The 15,765-nt window shown below is 69.2% G+C and carries 8 protein-coding genes and 1 pseudogene; 3 read left to right on the forward strand and 6 right to left on the reverse strand.

What is annotated here, in order from left to right; translation table 11 throughout:
- Together ON30_RS00180 and ON30_RS00185 are read right to left on the reverse strand one after the other, a co-directional pair.
- A pseudogene (locus tag ON30_RS00180) lies at positions 1 to 785 on the reverse strand (adenylate/guanylate cyclase domain-containing protein); the annotation flags it as partial.
- 170 nt (positions 786 to 955) lie between these two features.
- Entirely contained in the window at positions 956 to 2,605 is a 1,650-nt protein-coding gene (locus ON30_RS00185; RefSeq protein WP_051028771.1) for a DUF4407 domain-containing protein, read from the reverse strand.
- Between the two features lie 1,128 nt (positions 2,606 to 3,733).
- On the opposite strand from ON30_RS00185, the gene gltB reads away from it, so the two are divergent.
- Positions 3,734 to 8,386: a glutamate synthase large subunit gene (gene gltB / locus ON30_RS00190; protein ID WP_040703196.1), complete on the forward strand. Its 4,653-nt coding sequence runs from the start codon at positions 3,734 to 3,736 to the stop codon at positions 8,384 to 8,386.
- A 44-nt stretch (positions 8,387 to 8,430) separates the two neighbouring features.
- Entirely contained in the window at positions 8,431 to 9,900 is a 1,470-nt protein-coding gene (locus ON30_RS00195) for a glutamate synthase subunit beta (RefSeq protein WP_040703197.1), read from the forward strand.
- A 56-nt stretch (positions 9,901 to 9,956) separates the two neighbouring features.
- On the opposite strand, the gene ON30_RS00200 is transcribed toward ON30_RS00195, so the two are convergent.
- Positions 9,957 to 10,142: a hypothetical protein gene (locus ON30_RS00200; RefSeq protein WP_157183562.1), complete on the reverse strand. Its 186-nt coding sequence runs from the start codon at positions 10,140 to 10,142 to the stop codon at positions 9,957 to 9,959.
- A gap of 269 nt (positions 10,143 to 10,411) precedes the next feature.
- Between ON30_RS00200 and ON30_RS00205 the strand changes: the two genes are divergently transcribed.
- On the forward strand, positions 10,412 to 11,308 hold the full coding sequence (locus tag ON30_RS00205; RefSeq protein ID WP_040703199.1) for a cutinase family protein: 897 nt from the start codon (positions 10,412 to 10,414) through the stop codon (positions 11,306 to 11,308).
- Between the two features lie 76 nt (positions 11,309 to 11,384).
- On the opposite strand, the gene ON30_RS00210 is transcribed toward ON30_RS00205, so the two are convergent.
- From ON30_RS00210 to lysX, 3 genes are all read right to left on the reverse strand, one after another.
- Positions 11,385 to 12,011 (reverse strand): histidine phosphatase family protein, encoded by a 627-nt coding sequence (locus ON30_RS00210; RefSeq protein WP_040703201.1) that lies wholly within the window; start codon positions 12,009 to 12,011, stop codon positions 11,385 to 11,387.
- Between the two features lie 56 nt (positions 12,012 to 12,067).
- Positions 12,068 to 12,304, reverse strand: a complete 237-nt coding sequence (locus ON30_RS00215; protein ID WP_040703203.1) for a hypothetical protein — start codon at positions 12,302 to 12,304, stop codon at positions 12,068 to 12,070.
- Between the two features lie 137 nt (positions 12,305 to 12,441).
- Positions 12,442 to 15,765 carry a bifunctional lysylphosphatidylglycerol synthetase/lysine--tRNA ligase LysX gene (gene lysX / locus ON30_RS00220; protein WP_218006220.1) on the reverse strand — a complete coding sequence of 1,108 codons (3,324 nt, stop codon included), beginning with the start codon at positions 15,763 to 15,765 and terminating at the stop codon, positions 12,442 to 12,444.

Raw genomic sequence — 15,765 nt, forward strand, 5'->3', positions numbered from 1 at the left:
AGGGTCTGGATCATCAGCATCGACCCGAACAGCAGCGTCGCGCTGCCCAGCGCCAACACGCAGATCGCGAGGCGTTCGGTGCTGACCTCGTCGGTGGACAGCGCCAGCACCGCCAGCACCATCGCCCCCGCGACGGGGACGCCGGAACCCAGGAACCAGACCAGCAGCGACCGCCCGAACACGCCGATGCCGCGGGTGCGCCGGGTGCTGGCCGCCTCCAGTACGCGCGCGGTGACCGGCCGCAGCGCGAATTCGACGATCAGGTAGCTGTTGGCGCACACGACGATCGCGCTGAACACGACGCCGAACGCGACCTTGGGGATCAGTTTCGGGTCGGCCAGGCCGTAGAGCGTGGTCAGCGCGACGAGTCCGCCGAACCACAGCACGGCCTGCACGGTGACCAGGCGGCGCGGCACCGCGATCGAGGCTTCCTGTTCGGCCTCGTCCGGCACGTGGTCGGGGTCGATGGCCCAGCGCAGTGCGCGCAGTCCGCCCCTGGTGCCCCACCACGCGCCGCAGACGATCGCCACCACCGAGTAGATCGGCGCGGCGAGCACGTCGAGCATGAGCAGGTCGCCGGTGAACACCGACGGGCCGGGCAGGACGAAGCCGACCAGCACGATCGTGACGACCATCCCGGTCACGTTGGCGACCAGCAGCGGCAGCGTCAGCAGCAGTTGGATGCGGACCCGGCGCACACCGGAGGGCTCGGCGGGCGTGCCGAGCAGCCGCGACCCCCACGGTGCGGGCGCGGGCGGTGTCCGGCCGGGTGTCGTCTGGGCCATCAGTGCAGAGTAGGGCGAACGGCGGGGACGGCGGGAGAATCGGGTCGCGGGCGGCCCACCCGGCTCCGGAAGCGGGTCGGCGCGCGAAGTGTTCTCCACACGCACACGGGCGACCGTGGGATGCCTCGCGGCCTGCGGGATGTCTCGGGCGCGGCCCGGTCGCCGTGCGGTCAGCTGCCCGGGGGGAGTTCGCGGGTGCCGCGTCCGCGGTGGACGGCCGCGCCGCGCGAGCCGCCGACCTCTCCGCGCGGGGGTTCCGCGTCGATGACGTACCCGTCGACCACTTCGGCGGCGACCTGTCGGGCGTAGGACGCCCGCGCCTGCTCGGGACCGGTGATCGGCGTGCCGTGCGGATCGACCGTGATCGGGGTGTCGACGGTGACCTTGCGGGTGCGGCGCAGCGTGAAGGTGATCTCCTCGGCTTCCTCGAAGACCTGGCGCACCGTGCGCAACGGGTGGGTGGCGGTGTCGATGGCCTCGGCGACGAAACCGGGCACCAACGGGCGGATCCAGCGCGCGGCGGTGTCGGTGAACGGCACCTGCCCGATGATCGGCAGGGCCAGGCCGCCCTGTGGCGCGGGCTGGGCGGGCACGGCGGCGGGTAGGTGGCTGGGGCGCTCGGTCACGATGTCGTCCTTCGGGTCGGCGGCGGGCAGTTCCGCGAGGCGCGGCGTCGCGTCGATCCCGCGGGTCTCGCCGCCGCGGCGGGGTTCGGTGATGCCGAGTTCGAGGCCGCCGATGGCGGCGATGACGCGGGTGCGCTGCCGTTCCCGGTCGATGGCCGTGTCGGCTTCGACGGCCAGCCTGGTGGCGGTCAGTTCCTGGTCGGCGCGCAGCGCCTCGGCTTCGGCGCGCACCTGCGCGCGTTTGCGCGCGATGGCGGTGTCGGCCTCGAGTTCGGCCTGTTCGGTGACCGCGCGGTAGGCGGCCCTGCGGTCGTGCGAGGTCTCCCCGCGCCACCAGCGCAGGATCAGCGGCAGCAGCGCGAGCAGTACGAAGGCGGCGAGGGTGAGAAGCCGCAGCAGCAGAGTGCCCGCGTCGCCGAGGCTGCGGTCGTGCAGCGCGAGCCAGCGCGCGCCCAGTCCGCGGTCGGACTCGGCGAAGGCCGCGCGCTCGGCGGCGGTGCGGGCGAGGTCGCGCTCGGCGACGCGGTCGTCCACGGCGCCGACGCGGGCGCGGGCGGCGGCGAGTTGGGCGCGCGAGTCCTCGAGCATCGACTCGGCGGTCCTGGCCTCGGGGCCGCGGCCGGGTACGCCGGTGATCCGGGTCTGCGGGCATTCGGGCGTCGGATTGAATTCGCAGCGGGCGATGATCAGCGCGCGGTCGATGTCGGTCTGCGCGGCGGTGATCTCGCGGTCGAGGGCGGCGCGTTCGGCGCGCGCGGCGTCCAGCGCGGTGGTGGCGGCCAGGACGCCGGGCGCGGCGGCGACTTCGCGCTGCGCCTGCTCGTCGAGCAGGCGGTCCACGGTGCCGTCGAACAGGACGGTGCAGGCCAGTTCGCCGACGAGCAGGCCCGCGACGACGCCGACGCCGATCCGCGCGCCGAGGCCGAACCGGTCGGGGACGTGGCCGGGGCGGCGGGTGGCCAGCGCGCGGCCCAGGGTGGCGGCCAGCACGGCGGTGAGCAGGGCGAGGGCGATGATCCCGGCGGCGGGCCAGCGGTGCGCGAGGTGGACGGCCAGTGCCGTGACCACGCCGGTGACGGCGGCGAACAGCAGGACACCGAGCCCGGTGACGACGTACCCCGACCGTTCGTGACCTTCGGGCAGGTCCCGGGCCGGACCTCCGCCGAGCCAGGCGAGCGGGCCGGTGACGGTCATGGGGATCTCACATCCTCTCCGAACCGGTCGGGACGGCGTAGCGCGGAAACCGTCGCGCATTCGTTGTGACAGCGTGACAGGCGGTGGCCCGACACAGCGAGTACGGGCCGCGGTATGTGGGAAGGCTCACAGATCATCGGGTCACCGACCGGTGTGACCTCGAGTTTCGGCGTCCGCGACGGGGTCGATCGGCGGTCCGGCGACGGGCTCGCACCTTCGTGGCTAATCTCCGCCAACCGAGGGCCGCGGCCCCGGTCGGACGGGGCGATCGGGACGCGTTCGAGTGCGGCGAAGGCCACTTCCCCGGCGCGTCGCGTCGCGACACGAACTATGTGGCGAATGCCACCCCCGGGGGTAACCAGAAGTGTGCTGATGGCCACTGAACGGAAAAGAACCCGGACGGTCGGATCTGGTTGCCCGCTCGTCGCGACGGTATCGGAACGGTTTCGGCGCACCGTCCGTGTCGATAGCCGTTACCAGGTGGTTTGTCCCGACCCGGGCCGGGGAAATCCAGTTCGACGCAGGTGAGCGCCGGTTCGCCCGTCGGCAGGCGGGCTCCTCGTCGGCGAGCCCGACACCCGTCGTCGCTGGTCGGTGCCCGGTATCCGGGGATCGATCCCGGTGCGTTCGCTGCTTTACACTGGAAAACGCGCACAAGTGGAGGACGGAAAGAATTGGCCCAGCTAGACCGGTTTATTAGTACAACCTAAGTTGGTCGGGCCCCGGACCTGACTTATCGTTTGCTCTTACGCCGAACACAAAAACGGTCGGCGACATCGCCCGCTCGGGCTCACCAAGCCGGTGCCCAGAGTAGCGGGCGAACACCCGCGAGGGAGTAAGGAACGCGTAAGCGTTCCGTTACCTCCGAGCACCCCACTACGTAACAACAAACGCGGGTGGACAACTGGAGACGTGACTGTACCCGCGGTGCGAACCAGGGCTCGAGGAGGAAGCATGCGAAACCACGCAGAGCCCGGCGAAACCGTTCAGAGCCCCTGAGCACCGCAAATCCTGGACAGAGACCATCAGCGCGGCTGGTTTCCTGGAACGTACGGGCGCAGTCTTGACGAAGGCGTTCGACGAAAGGCCCCTTTTTCATCGAAGGCCGACTTTCTTGAAGGCAGAGGCATGACGCAACTTCCTGGCCACAGGTCACCTGGACCCATCGGTCTCTACGACCCGGCGAACGAACACGACGCCTGCGGCGTCGCGTTCGTCGTCGACATGCACGGCCGCCGCAGCCGTGACATCGTCGACAAGGCTATTACGGCTCTGTTGAACCTGGAGCACCGCGGTGCTGCGGGCGCGGAACCGAACTCCGGCGACGGCGCGGGCATCCTGTTGCAGATCCCGGATCGTTTCTTCCGGGCGATCGTCGATTTCGAGTTGCCGCCCGAGGGCTCCTACGCCTCGGGTATCGCTTTCCTGCCGCAGGCCCGTCGCGAGGCCGCCCGCGCCGCGTACGGCGTGGAGAAGATCGTCAAGGAGGAGGGCCTCGAGGTCCTCGGTTGGCGCGAGGTGCCGATCGACGAATCCTCGCTGGGCGCGCTCGCGCGCGACGCGATGCCGACCTTCCGGCAGATCTTCGTCGCCTCCCCCAAGGGCGGCGCCGAGCAGTTGACCGGCATGGACCTCGAGCGCCGCGCCTACGTGGTGCGCAAGCGCATCGAGCACGAACTCGGCAAGTCGGGCGCGGGTGAGGGCGCGGTCGGCAAGGAGTCGGTCTACTTCCCGAGCCTGTCCGGCCAGACCTTCGTCTACAAGGGCATGTTCACCACGCCCCAGTTGCGCGCGTTCTACCTCGACCTGCAGGACGACCGCGTCGAATCGGCGCTGGGCATCGTGCACTCGCGCTTCTCCACCAACACCTTCCCGTCCTGGCCGCTGGCCCACCCGTTCCGCCGCGTCGCGCACAACGGTGAGATCAACACCGTCACCGGCAACGAGAACTGGATGCGCGCCCGCGAGGCGCTGCTGCGCTCGGACGTCTTCGGCGTCGACGAGGCGGGCAAGAACCGACTACAGAAGATCTTCCCGGTCTGTACGCCGGGGGCCAGCGACACCGCCCGCTTCGACGAGGTGCTCGAACTGCTGCACCTCGGCGGGCGCAGCCTGCCCCACGCGGTGCTGATGATGATTCCCGAGGCGTGGGAGCGCAACGAGAACATGGACCCGCAGCGGCGGGCGTTCTACCGCTACCACTCCATGGTCATGGAAGCCTGGGACGGCCCCGCCTCGGTCTGCTTCTCCGACGGCACGGTCGTCGGCGCGGTGCTCGACCGCAACGGCCTGCGCCCCAGCCGCATCTGGGTCACCGAGGACGGCCTGGTCGTGATGGCCTCCGAGGTCGGCGTCCTGGACATCGACCCGGCCAAGGTGGTCCGCAAGGTCCGGTTGCAGCCGGGCCGCATGTTCCTGGTCGACACCTCCCAGGGCCGTATCGTCGGCGACGAGGAGCTCAAGTCCCAGCTCGCCGGTGAGCACCCGTACCAGGAATGGCTGGACGCGGGCGTCACCAAGCTGGCCGACCTGCCCGACCGCCCGCACGTGCACATGTCGCACGACCGCGTGCTGATCCGTCAGCAGATCTTCGGATACACCACCGAGGAACTGAATCTGCTGCTCTCGCCGATGGCCAAGACCGGCGGCGAAGCGCTCGGCTCGATGGGCACCGACACCCCGATCGCGGTGCTGTCCTCGCGTCCGCGCCTGCTGTTCGACTACTTCTCCCAACTGTTCGCGCAGGTCACCAACCCGCCGCTGGACGCTATCCGCGAAGAGGTCGTCACCAGCCTGCGCCGGGCCCTCGGCCCGGAGTCCGACCTGCTGCATCCGAGCCCGGAGTCCTGCAAGCAGATCACCATCCCGCAGCCGATCCTGGACAACGACGAGCTGGCCAAGCTCGTACACATCAACGACGACGGCTCCCACCCGGGTCTGCGGTCGGTCGTGGTGCGCGGTCTGTACCCGGTGAAGAAGGGCGGCAAGGGCCTGCGCAAGGCGCTCGAGGCCATCAACATCCAGATCTCGGCCGCCATCGACGGCGGCGCGCGCATCATCGTGCTGTCCGACCGCGAATCCAACGAGAAGCTGGCCCCGATCCCGTCGCTGCTGCTCACCGCGTCGGTGCACCACCACTTGGTGCGCGAGCGGACCCGCACGATGGTCGGTCTGGTCGTGGAGGCCGGTGACGCCCGCGAGGTGCACCACATGGCGATGCTGGTCGGCTTCGGCGCGGCCTGCATCAACCCCTACATGGCCTTCGAGACCATCGAGGACATGCTCGAGCGCGGCGGGCTCGCCATGCCGGGCAGCACCGGCGATCTGGCCGCCGACTACACCGCGGCCGTCGCGAACTACATCAAGGCCGCGAGCAAGGGCGTGCTGAAGGTGATGTCCAAGATGGGCATCTCCACCATCGCCTCCTACACCGGCGCGCAGTTGTTCCAGGTGATCGGCCTGTCGCAGGAACTGGTCGACGAGTACTTCACCGGCCTGCGCTCGCATCTGGACGGCATCGGCCTGGACGAGATCGCCACCGACGTGGCGGCTCGGCACCGGGTGGCCTTCCTGGAGAACCGCAACGAGCGCGCGCACCGCGAACTCGAGGTGGGCGGCGAGTACCAGTGGCGGCGCGAGGGTGAATACCACCTGTTCAACCCGGACACCGTCTTCAAGCTCCAGCACGCCACCCGCGCCGGCCAGTACTCGATCTTCAAGGAGTACACCAAGCTGGTCGACGACCAGTCCGAGCGGCTGGCCTCGCTGCGCGGTCTGTTCGAGTTCAAGAAGGGCGAGCGCGCGCCGATCCCGATCGACGAGGTCGAGCCCGCCGCCGAGATCGTCAAGCGGTTCTCCACCGGCGCGATGAGCTACGGCTCCATCTCGGCCGAGGCGCACGAGACCTTGGCGATCGCGATGAACCGGCTCGGTGGCCGCTCCAACTCCGGTGAGGGCGGCGAGCATCCGGCTCGCTTCGAGGTGGAGGAGAACGGCGACTGGCGTCGGTCGGCGATCAAGCAGGTGGCCTCCGGCCGCTTCGGCGTGACCGCGCACTACCTGACCAACTGCACCGACATCCAGATCAAGATGGCCCAGGGCGCCAAGCCGGGCGAGGGCGGTCAGCTGCCCGCGCACAAGGTGTACCCGTGGGTCGCCGAGGTACGGCACTCGACGCCGGGCGTCGGCTTGATCTCGCCGCCGCCGCACCACGACATCTATTCGATCGAGGATCTGGCCCAGCTGATCCACGACCTGAAGAACGCGAACCCGCAGGCGCGGATTCACGTGAAACTCGTCGCGGAACCGGGTGTCGGCACCGTCGCCGCAGGCGTGTCCAAGGCGCACGCCGACGTGGTGCTGATCTCGGGCCACGACGGCGGCACCGGCGCCTCGCCGCTGACCTCGCTCAAGCACGCGGGCGGTCCCTGGGAGCTCGGCCTGGCCGAGACCCAGCAGACGTTGCTGCTCAACGGTCTGCGCGACCGCATCGTCGTGCAGGTCGACGGCCAGATGAAGACCGGCCGCGACGTGATGATCGCCGCGCTGCTCGGAGCCGAGGAGTACGGCTTCGCCACCGCGCCGCTGGTGGTCTCGGGCTGCATCATGATGCGGGTGTGTCACCTCGACACCTGTCCGGTCGGCGTCGCGACGCAGAACCCGGTGCTGCGCGAACGCTTCACCGGCAAGCCGGAGTTCGTCGAGAACTTCATGCTCTACATCGCCGAGGAAGTCCGGGAACTGCTGGCGCAGTTGGGCTTCCGCACGCTGGACGAGGCCATCGGCCGGGTCGACCTGCTCGACACCAGCAAGGCCAAGCAGCACTGGAAGGCGAGCAAGCTGGATCTGTCGCCGATCCTGGACAACGTCGAGACGGCGTTCATGTACCAGGACCGTCGCCGCACCAAGACCCAGGACCACGGCCTGGACAAGGCGCTGGACCAGCAGTTGATCACGCAGAGCCGCGACGCGCTCGAGCGCGGCGCCGCGGTGAAGTTCGAGACCAAGATCACCAACGTCAACCGGACGGTCGGCACCATGCTCGGCCACGAGGTGACCAAGCTCTACGGCGGCGCGGGCCTGCCCGACGAGACGATCGACATCACCTTCACCGGTTCGGCGGGCAACAGCTTCGGCGCGTTCGTCCCGGCGGGCATCACGCTGCGGGTCAACGGCGACGCCAACGACTATGTCGGCAAGGGCCTCTCGGGCGGCCACCTGGTGGTGCGTCCCTCGCTCAACGCCCCGGCCGATTTCGCCGCGGACGAGAACATCATCGCGGGCAACGTGATCCTGTTCGGCGCGACCAGCGGCAACGCGTTCATCAGCGGCATCGTCGGTGAGCGGTTCGCGGTGCGCAATTCCGGCGCGATCGCGGTGGTCGAAGGCGTCGGCGACCACGGTTGCGAATATATGACCGGTGGCCGCGTGGTCATCCTCGGCGATACCGGACGCAATTTCGGCGCCGGTATGTCGGGTGGTCTCGCCTTCGTCTACGACCCGAACGGCACCTTCGCCGATCGGGTCAATCCGGAGCAGAGCGACGCGATCGAGCAGTTGTCCGGCGACGATTTCACGTGGCTGCGCGACATCATCACCCAGCATCGTGACCAGACGGGTTCGGCGGTCGCCGAACGCATTCTCGGCGATTGGTCGCAGCAGGTGAACCATTTCGTGAAGGTCATGCCGCGCGAATACAAGAAGGTCCTGCTCGCCATTTCCGAGGCCGAGAAGAGCGGTAAGGACGTGGACGCCGCGATCATGGAGGCCGCTCGTGGCTGACCGACTCTGCCCCCTATCGTTCGGAGAGAATACGGAGGCCGCTCGTGGCTGACCCGCAGGGATTTCTGAAGCACACATCGCGGGAACTGCCGAAGCGCCGTCCGGTTCCGCTGCGCCTGATGGACTGGAAAGAGGTCTACGAGGAGGGTTTCGAGCATTCGACCCTGCAACGTCAGGCCGCGCGCTGCATGGATTGCGGCATTCCGTTCTGTCACAACGGTTGTCCGCTGGGCAATCTGATCCCGGAATGGAACGACCTGGTCTACAAGGGCCAGTGGCGTGACGGCATCGATCGTCTGCACGCGACCAACAACTTCCCGGAGTTCACCGGGCGGTTGTGCCCGGCCCCGTGTGAGGCGTCGTGTGTGCTGGGGATCAACCAGGACCCGGTGACCATCAAGCAGGTCGAGGTCGAACTCATCGAGAACGCCTTCGACGAGGGTTGGGTCGCGCCGGTCTACCCGACGCGCATCACCGGCAAGAAGGTCGCCGTGGTCGGTTCCGGCCCGGCCGGTCTGGCCGCCGCCCAGCAGTTGACCCGCGCGGGCCACACCGTGACGGTGTTCGAGCGGGCCGACCGCATCGGCGGCCTGCTGCGCTACGGCATCCCGGAATTCAAGATGGAGAAGCGCTTCATCGATCGCAGGCTCGCGCAGATGGAGGCCGAGGGCACCATCTTCAAGACCGGCGTGAACGTGGGCGTCGACATCACCGCGGAGGAACTGCGCGAGCGGTTCGACGCCGTGGTGCTCGCGGGCGGCGCCACCCTGGCGCGCGACCTGCCGATCCCGGGCCGCGAACTCGACGGCATCCACCAGGCGATGGAGTTCCTGCCCTGGGCCAACCGGGTGCAGCACGGCGACGACGTCACCGATGCCGAGGGCCTGCCGCCGATCCACGCGCGCGGCAAGAAGGTCGTCATCATCGGCGGCGGCGACACGGGCGCGGACTGCCTGGGCACCTCGCACCGGCAGGGCGCGGAGTCGGTCCACCAGTTCGAGATCATGCCGCGTCCGCCGGAGGAGCGCGCCGGGTCGACCCCGTGGCCGACCTACCCGCTGATGTACCGCGTCTCCTCCGCGCACGAGGAGGGCGGCGAACGCGTGTTCTCGGTGAACACCGAGCGTTTCGTCGGCGCCGACGGCAAGGTGACGGGTCTCGAGGCGCACGAGGTCAAGATGGTCAGCGGGCGTTTCGAGAAGGTCGAGGGCACCGAGTTCACCCTCGAGGCCGATCTGGTGCTGCTGGCGATGGGCTTCGTCGGCCCGGAGAAGCGCGGCCTGCTCGAGGATCTGGGCGTCGGCTACGACCAGCGCGGCAATGTCCAGCGCGACAAGGGTTGGTCGACCAATGTGCCGGGCGTGTTCGTCGCGGGCGACATGGGTCGCGGTCAGTCGCTGATCGTGTGGGCGATCGCCGAGGGTCGCGCCGCCGCGTCCGCGGTGGACACCTACCTGGAGGGTGAGACGGCGCTGCCCGCGCCGATCACGCCGTCCATGGTCGCCCAGCGCTGACCCACTGAACGCCGGAACGGCGCTCACGGACTCCGGTCCGTGAGCGCCGTTTCTTTTCACCGGTACCGCCGGCGACACGACAGCGATGATTTGCCCGCGCCTCGTCGGGATGTGTCGGTGATCGTGCCGTGATCGGGCGCGACGTCGATCACGGACGCGACGGTGATGTCCGACGCGCACCGCTCGCGCGGGATTCGCGCCACGCCGATGGCATCGGACACGCGGAACACGATCCGGCGCACCGACACTCACATCCCCGGTCGGCGGTCGGGTCGGGTGTCGGAATTCCGACACGTCCCGGGGTTGGAATGGCGTCCGTGCCGACGTGGCTCTATTGTGATCAGCGGCGTGACGCGGACTGTGGGAAGTGCAACGGGTCACTGCCGCGCATTGTGGGTAACTTCAGTTAACCGTCTGTGCACTGGCGTGACATCCGTCGAGTTCAGCATGGTTAGCGGCAAACGTGTCGGGATTGCTCCCGTGGTGGGGCAGAGTGTCGAACTGGAGCAGTATGCGGTGGAAGAAGGTTGTCGCGGCCCTCGGTGCGTCCGCGACGGTGGCGTCGGGCCTGGTCCTCGGTAGCGCGTCCGCGAGCGCGGACACCTGCCCCAGCCTGTACGTGGTGGCGATCCCCGGCACCTGGGAGACCGGACACGAGAAGACCCCGCAGCCGGGCATGCTCGCGGGCGTCACCCGCGGTCTGCCGCGCTCGGTCGAGGTCGACTACGTGACCTACGCGGCCACCGCGTTCCCGTGGGAGGGCGACGTCTACGGCGCCTCCAAGAAAGAGGCCACCGACAACGCGCGCGGGCTGGCCCTCGATATGGCCCAGCGCTGCGGCGGCACGAACATCGCCCTGGTCGGCTACAGCCAGGGCGCCGACGCGGCAGGCGATCTGGCCGCCGAGATCGGCACCGGTGTCAGCCCGATCCGCCCCGAGCGCATCGCCGGCGTCGGCCTGATCTCCGATCCGCGCCGTTCGCCCACCGACATCCAGATCGGCCCGCCCGCGGGCGGCGCGGGCGCGGGCGGCCCCCGGGTCGGCGGCTTCGGCTGGGTCAGCGACCGCACCCGCACGATCTGCGCGGTCGACGATCTGTATTGCGCCACGGCCGACGACGATTTCGTCACCCGTTTCGCGGGCTTCCTGGCGCAGAGTTCGGACGCCAACCCGGCCAACATCTGGCGCTACCAGCTCGAAGCGGGCGCGATCATGAACGATCTGATGGCCAACGGCGGTATCCCGCTGTTGCAGTCCCAGCTCACCGAGTCGGCGACCCAGCGGCGCGCGCAGGATCTGGAGAACTTCTACCGCTCGCAGTCGCACACCCTCTACGGCAGCTACAACGTGGGCGGCGGGCAGACGGCGATCAGTTGGATGCACAACTGGATCGCCGGAATGGCCTGATCCCACCGGTACTCGAACGGGCCCGCTCCCCACGGAGCGGGCCCGTTTCGCGTTTCGGGCGGTGGCGCGGCCGGCCTCAGCCCGTGGTGCGCTGGGCGATGTTGCGCGGCAGCAGGTCCCAGACGTGGCCGTTCTCGTTGACGGTGGCGGCGGTGCGCCTGCCGGTGCGCGAGAACAGGATCCGGGTGATCGAGCCGTAGTCGATCGGGAAGGTCAGCGGCCTCGCCAGCCCGAGGACGTCCTGGAGCAGCACGTTGACGACCCCGCCGTGGGCGAAGGCGACGACGGTGTCGGCCGGGTCGGTGGACGCCGCGATCTCGGTGACCGCGTCGCGTACGCGGGTGACGAAGGCCGGGCCGTCGATCTGGTCGGGCAGGTAGCCCGCTTTGATCCGTTCGTAGGCGGCCCGGAATTCGGTCTTGGCGTCCTCGATCGGGATGTAGGCGGGCAGGTCGCGGTCGTATTCGGCGAGATCGTCGACGACCTCGACCGGCAGTCCGAGTTTCGCGGCGGTCGGGACGGCGGTTTCGCGGGCCCGGCGTTGCGGACTGCTCAGGACCCGCGCGATCCGGTGGTGACCCAGGGCGGCGGGCACTCGTTCGGCCTGTTCGCGCCCGATCTCGGAGAGTTCGGGGTCGGCGGGCCCGGCCGCCGCGTTGTCGATCCGGAGCGGCTGCGCGTGGCGAACGAGTATCAACTGCACTCTGACACTCTGCCGTATCGCTCAGCCGACCACGAGGTCGGATCGCGCGGGGTCGGTCAGTTGTTCTTCTTGCGCTTGGTGAACAGCACGATCGCGACGATGATCGCGACGACCACGAGCACACAGCAGATCAGGCCGAAGATCAGGCCGCCGCCGCCCTTTTTCTTCTTCTTGGCGGCCAGTTCCATCGCGGTGTTCCAGGTGTCGGAGCCGACCAGATCGGGGCTCGCCCAGACGGTGTGGTCGAAGGTGGTCGCGGTGGCCAGCAGGTCCAAGTACATGGTGTTCCCCATCTCGTCGGTGAACGGCCTCCTCCCGGGCCGAATCTTCCAAGGTTATCGGCCCGTGACCGGCGGCGTTAACGGTTCGGTCCGCGACCGTTCACGCCGAATTCCGCGCCGCGTCGGGCCCCTCGCCGGATCGGGGCAGCTCAGCGCGGTTTCACCAGCGGGAAGGGCAGGGTCTCGCGAATGCTGCGGCCGGTGATCAGCATGACCACGCGGTCGACGCCCATGCCGAGTCCGCCGGTGGGCGGCATCGCGTGTTCGAGGGCTTGCAGGAAGTCCTCGTCCAGTTCCATCGCCTCCGGATCGCCGTTGGCCGCGAGCATCGACTGCTCGGTGAGCCTGCGCCGCTGTTCGATCGGGTCGGTGAGTTCGCTGTAGGCGGTGCCGAGTTCGACGCCCCAGGCCACCAGGTCCCAGCGTTCGGTGACGCCGGTCTTGGTGCGGTGGGCGCGGGTGAGCGGGGAGACCGAGGTGGGGAAGTCGATGTAGAAGGTGGGCGCTTCGGTGCGCGCCTCGACCAGGTGCTCGTACATCTCCAGCACGATCTGCCCGGCGTCCCAGCCGTGCTGGTAGGCGATGCCCGCCTTGTCGCACAGCGCCCGCAGATCCTCCAGCGAGGTCTTGGCGGTGACCCGCGAGCCGATGGCCTCGGTGACCGCGCCGTGCACCGTCTTGACCGTCCACTCCCCGGAGATGTCGACCTGCTCGAATTCGCCGTCCGCCGAGGGACGCAACGCCACCTCCGCGCCGTTGGCCGCCAGCGCCGCGTTCTGGATGAGTTCGCGGCAGGTGTGCATCATGCGTTCGTAGTCGCTGTGCGCCTCGTAGGCTTCCAGGATCGTGAATTCGGGGTTGTGGCTGAAGTCGACGCCCTCGTTGCGGAAGGTGCGCCCGATCTCGAACACCTTCTCCATACCGCCCACGCACAGCCGCTTGAGATACAACTCGGGAGCGATGCGCAGGTACAGGTCGAGGTCGTAGGCGTTGATGTGGGTGCGGAACGGGGTGGCGTTGGCTCCGCCGTGGACCTGTTGCAGGATCGGCGTCTCCACCTCGAGGTAGCCCCGGGCGTCGAGTGAATCGCGCAGCGACCGCAGTACCGCGCTGCGTTTGGCCAACACCTCGCGGGTCTCCGGGTTGATCGCCATGTCCACGTAGCGCTGACGGACCTTGGCCTCCGGGTCGGCCAGTCCCTTCCACTTGTCCGGCAGGGGGTGCAGGCATTTGCCGTTCATCCGCCAGTCCGCTGCCAGCAGCGACAACTCGCCGCGGCGGCTGAGCCCGATCTGCCCGCTGACCTCGATGAGGTCGCCGAGGTCGAAGTACTCGCCGAATTCGGCGCTGCGGCGCGCGCCGACCCGGTCCCGGTCGATGACCAGTTGGATCTCGTCGGACCAGTCCCGCAGCACCGCGAAGATGACCCCGCCGTAGTCGCGGATGCGCAGCAGTCGTCCGCAGACCCGCACGGTGGTGCCGCGCGGGGAGCGTCGCGCGGCGGCGACGGTGTGGGTCGGGGGATAGGCGACGGGGTAGGCGTCGATCCCGTCGGCGGTCATCCTGGCGAGTTTGTCCATGCGCACCCGCACCTGCTCCGGGCGGCGGGCGACCGGTTCGGCCAGTTCGGTCTCGGCGAGGATCGGCGCGCGGCCGTCGGGATTGAGTCCGGTGAGGGTGCCGGGCACCGCGCTGTGCAGGCCGGTGTGCGCGGAGGTGACCGGTTGCTTGCCGAAGCGGGGTAGGAACCCTTCGGCCAAGCCGCTGGCCATCGCGACGCGCGGCAGGTGCCTGCGCTCCTCGAACAGGAAGAACCGCGGCACCCAATTCGGTTGGTACTTCACGTTGGAGCGGTACAGCGCCTCCAACTGCCACCAGCGCGAGAAGAACAGCAGCACCCCGCGCCACAGTCGCAGCACCGGGCCCGCGCCGATGCGGCCGCCCTCCTCGAAGACCGAACGGAACACCGCGAAGTTCAGCGAGACCCGGGTGATCCCGAACTGCTCGGAGTTCAGCGCCAGTTGCGAGACCATCAGTTCCATCACGCCGTTGGGGCCGCCCGGGTCGCGGCGCATCAGCTCCAGCGACACCCCGGTGCGCCCCCACGGCACCAGCGACAGCATCGCCAGCACCCGGTCCTGGGCGTTGACGGCCTCGACCAGCAGGCAGTCGCCGTCCAGCGGATCGCCGAGTCGGCCCAGCGCCATGGAGAAGCCGCGTTCGGTCTCGGTGTCGCGCCACGCCTCGGCGCGCCCGACGATGTGCGGGAACTCCTCGGCCGGGATGTCGCGGTGCCGCCGGATCCGCACGGTCAGACCGTGTTTGCGCAGCCGGTTGGCGGCCTGGCGCACCTGTTTCATCTCCGGCCCGGCCAGCGAGAACGTGCGCGTGTCCAGGACCGCTTCGTCGCCGAGGCGCAGCGCCGACATCCCCGCCCGCCGATAGGCTTGCGCGCCGAGTTCACTCGCGCCCATCACCGCGGGCGCCCACCCGAACCGGTCGGCCAGTCGCAGCCAGGCGTCGATGGCCTGCGGCCAGGTCTCGCGCAACCCGATCGGGTCGCCGCTGGCCAGGCACACCCCGAGTTCCACGCGGTAGGTGATGGCGGCCTTGCCGCTGGGCGCGAACACCACCGCCTTGTCGCGGCGGGTCGCGAAATAGCCCAGGGAGTCCTCGATGTCGGAGCGTTCCAGCAGACCGCGGATCGCCGACTCGTCGGTACCGGTCATCGCGTTCTCGGCGCGCTGGGAGCGCAGCAGCACGATCACCGCCGCCAGCAGCGCGAGCGCGCCGAACAGGCCCAGCAGGAAGTTGACGAACCCGGGCGGATGCCCGTCGAAATGCTCGTTGTCGACCAGGATCGCCGCCGTCACCCGGTAGACCGCCCAGCCGGGCCGCTGCCACCCGCCCGGCAGCGAACCCGGGAACAGTTCCACCAGACCCCAGCCGACCAGGCAGCCGACCGCAAGTCCGCCGACCAGCACGCCCAGCGCCCGCCACCCGGCCCCGCGCCGGACCTTGGTGTAGAACTCGCCCCACGCGGCGATCAGGACACCGATCACCGCCAGTTGCGCGACCAGGCCGACCAGCGCGTTGACGTTGTGTCGCGTGACGAAGTCGAGCACGTTGGTCAGCCCGAACAGCGCCAGGTAGCCGACCAGCAGCCACCACGCGATCCGTTTGCGGCCCGCCACCGCGCCCGCCATCAAGCCGACGATCAACGCCCACATCAGGTTGGTGTCGGGGGCGTCGAAGAAATAGTCGTCGATGTAGCGGCGCGGCACCTGGGTCAGGAACCGCAGCGCGGGCGAGAGGCTCCACAGGAAACAGGCCACCGCGATGACGCCGAGCACCGTCCCCGCGATGTGGGGGACCTCGGAGAGTTTGCCGCGCCCCCGGTGGGGGACCGGTGGCGTGGGTCTGGCCGGCTGAGCTTCGAGGTCCGTGCGCGGAGCGGCGTGCGTGGATGTCAC

Origin of the sequence: Nocardia takedensis NBRC 100417 (genome assembly GCF_000308695.1) — a bacterium.
GTDB lineage: Bacteria > Actinomycetota > Actinomycetes > Mycobacteriales > Mycobacteriaceae > Nocardia > Nocardia takedensis.

Coding starts and splice junctions, on each gene's coding strand:
- gltB (WP_040703196.1), top strand. CDS start 3,734: ATGACGCAACTTCCTGGCCACAGGTCACCTGGACCCATCGGTCTCTAC.
- ON30_RS00185 (WP_051028771.1), bottom strand. CDS start 2,605: ATGACCGTCACCGGCCCGCTCGCCTGGCTCGGCGGAGGTCCGGCCCGG.
- ON30_RS00205 (WP_040703199.1), top strand. CDS start 10,412: ATGCGGTGGAAGAAGGTTGTCGCGGCCCTCGGTGCGTCCGCGACGGTG.
- ON30_RS00215 (WP_040703203.1), bottom strand. CDS start 12,304: ATGGGGAACACCATGTACTTGGACCTGCTGGCCACCGCGACCACCTTC.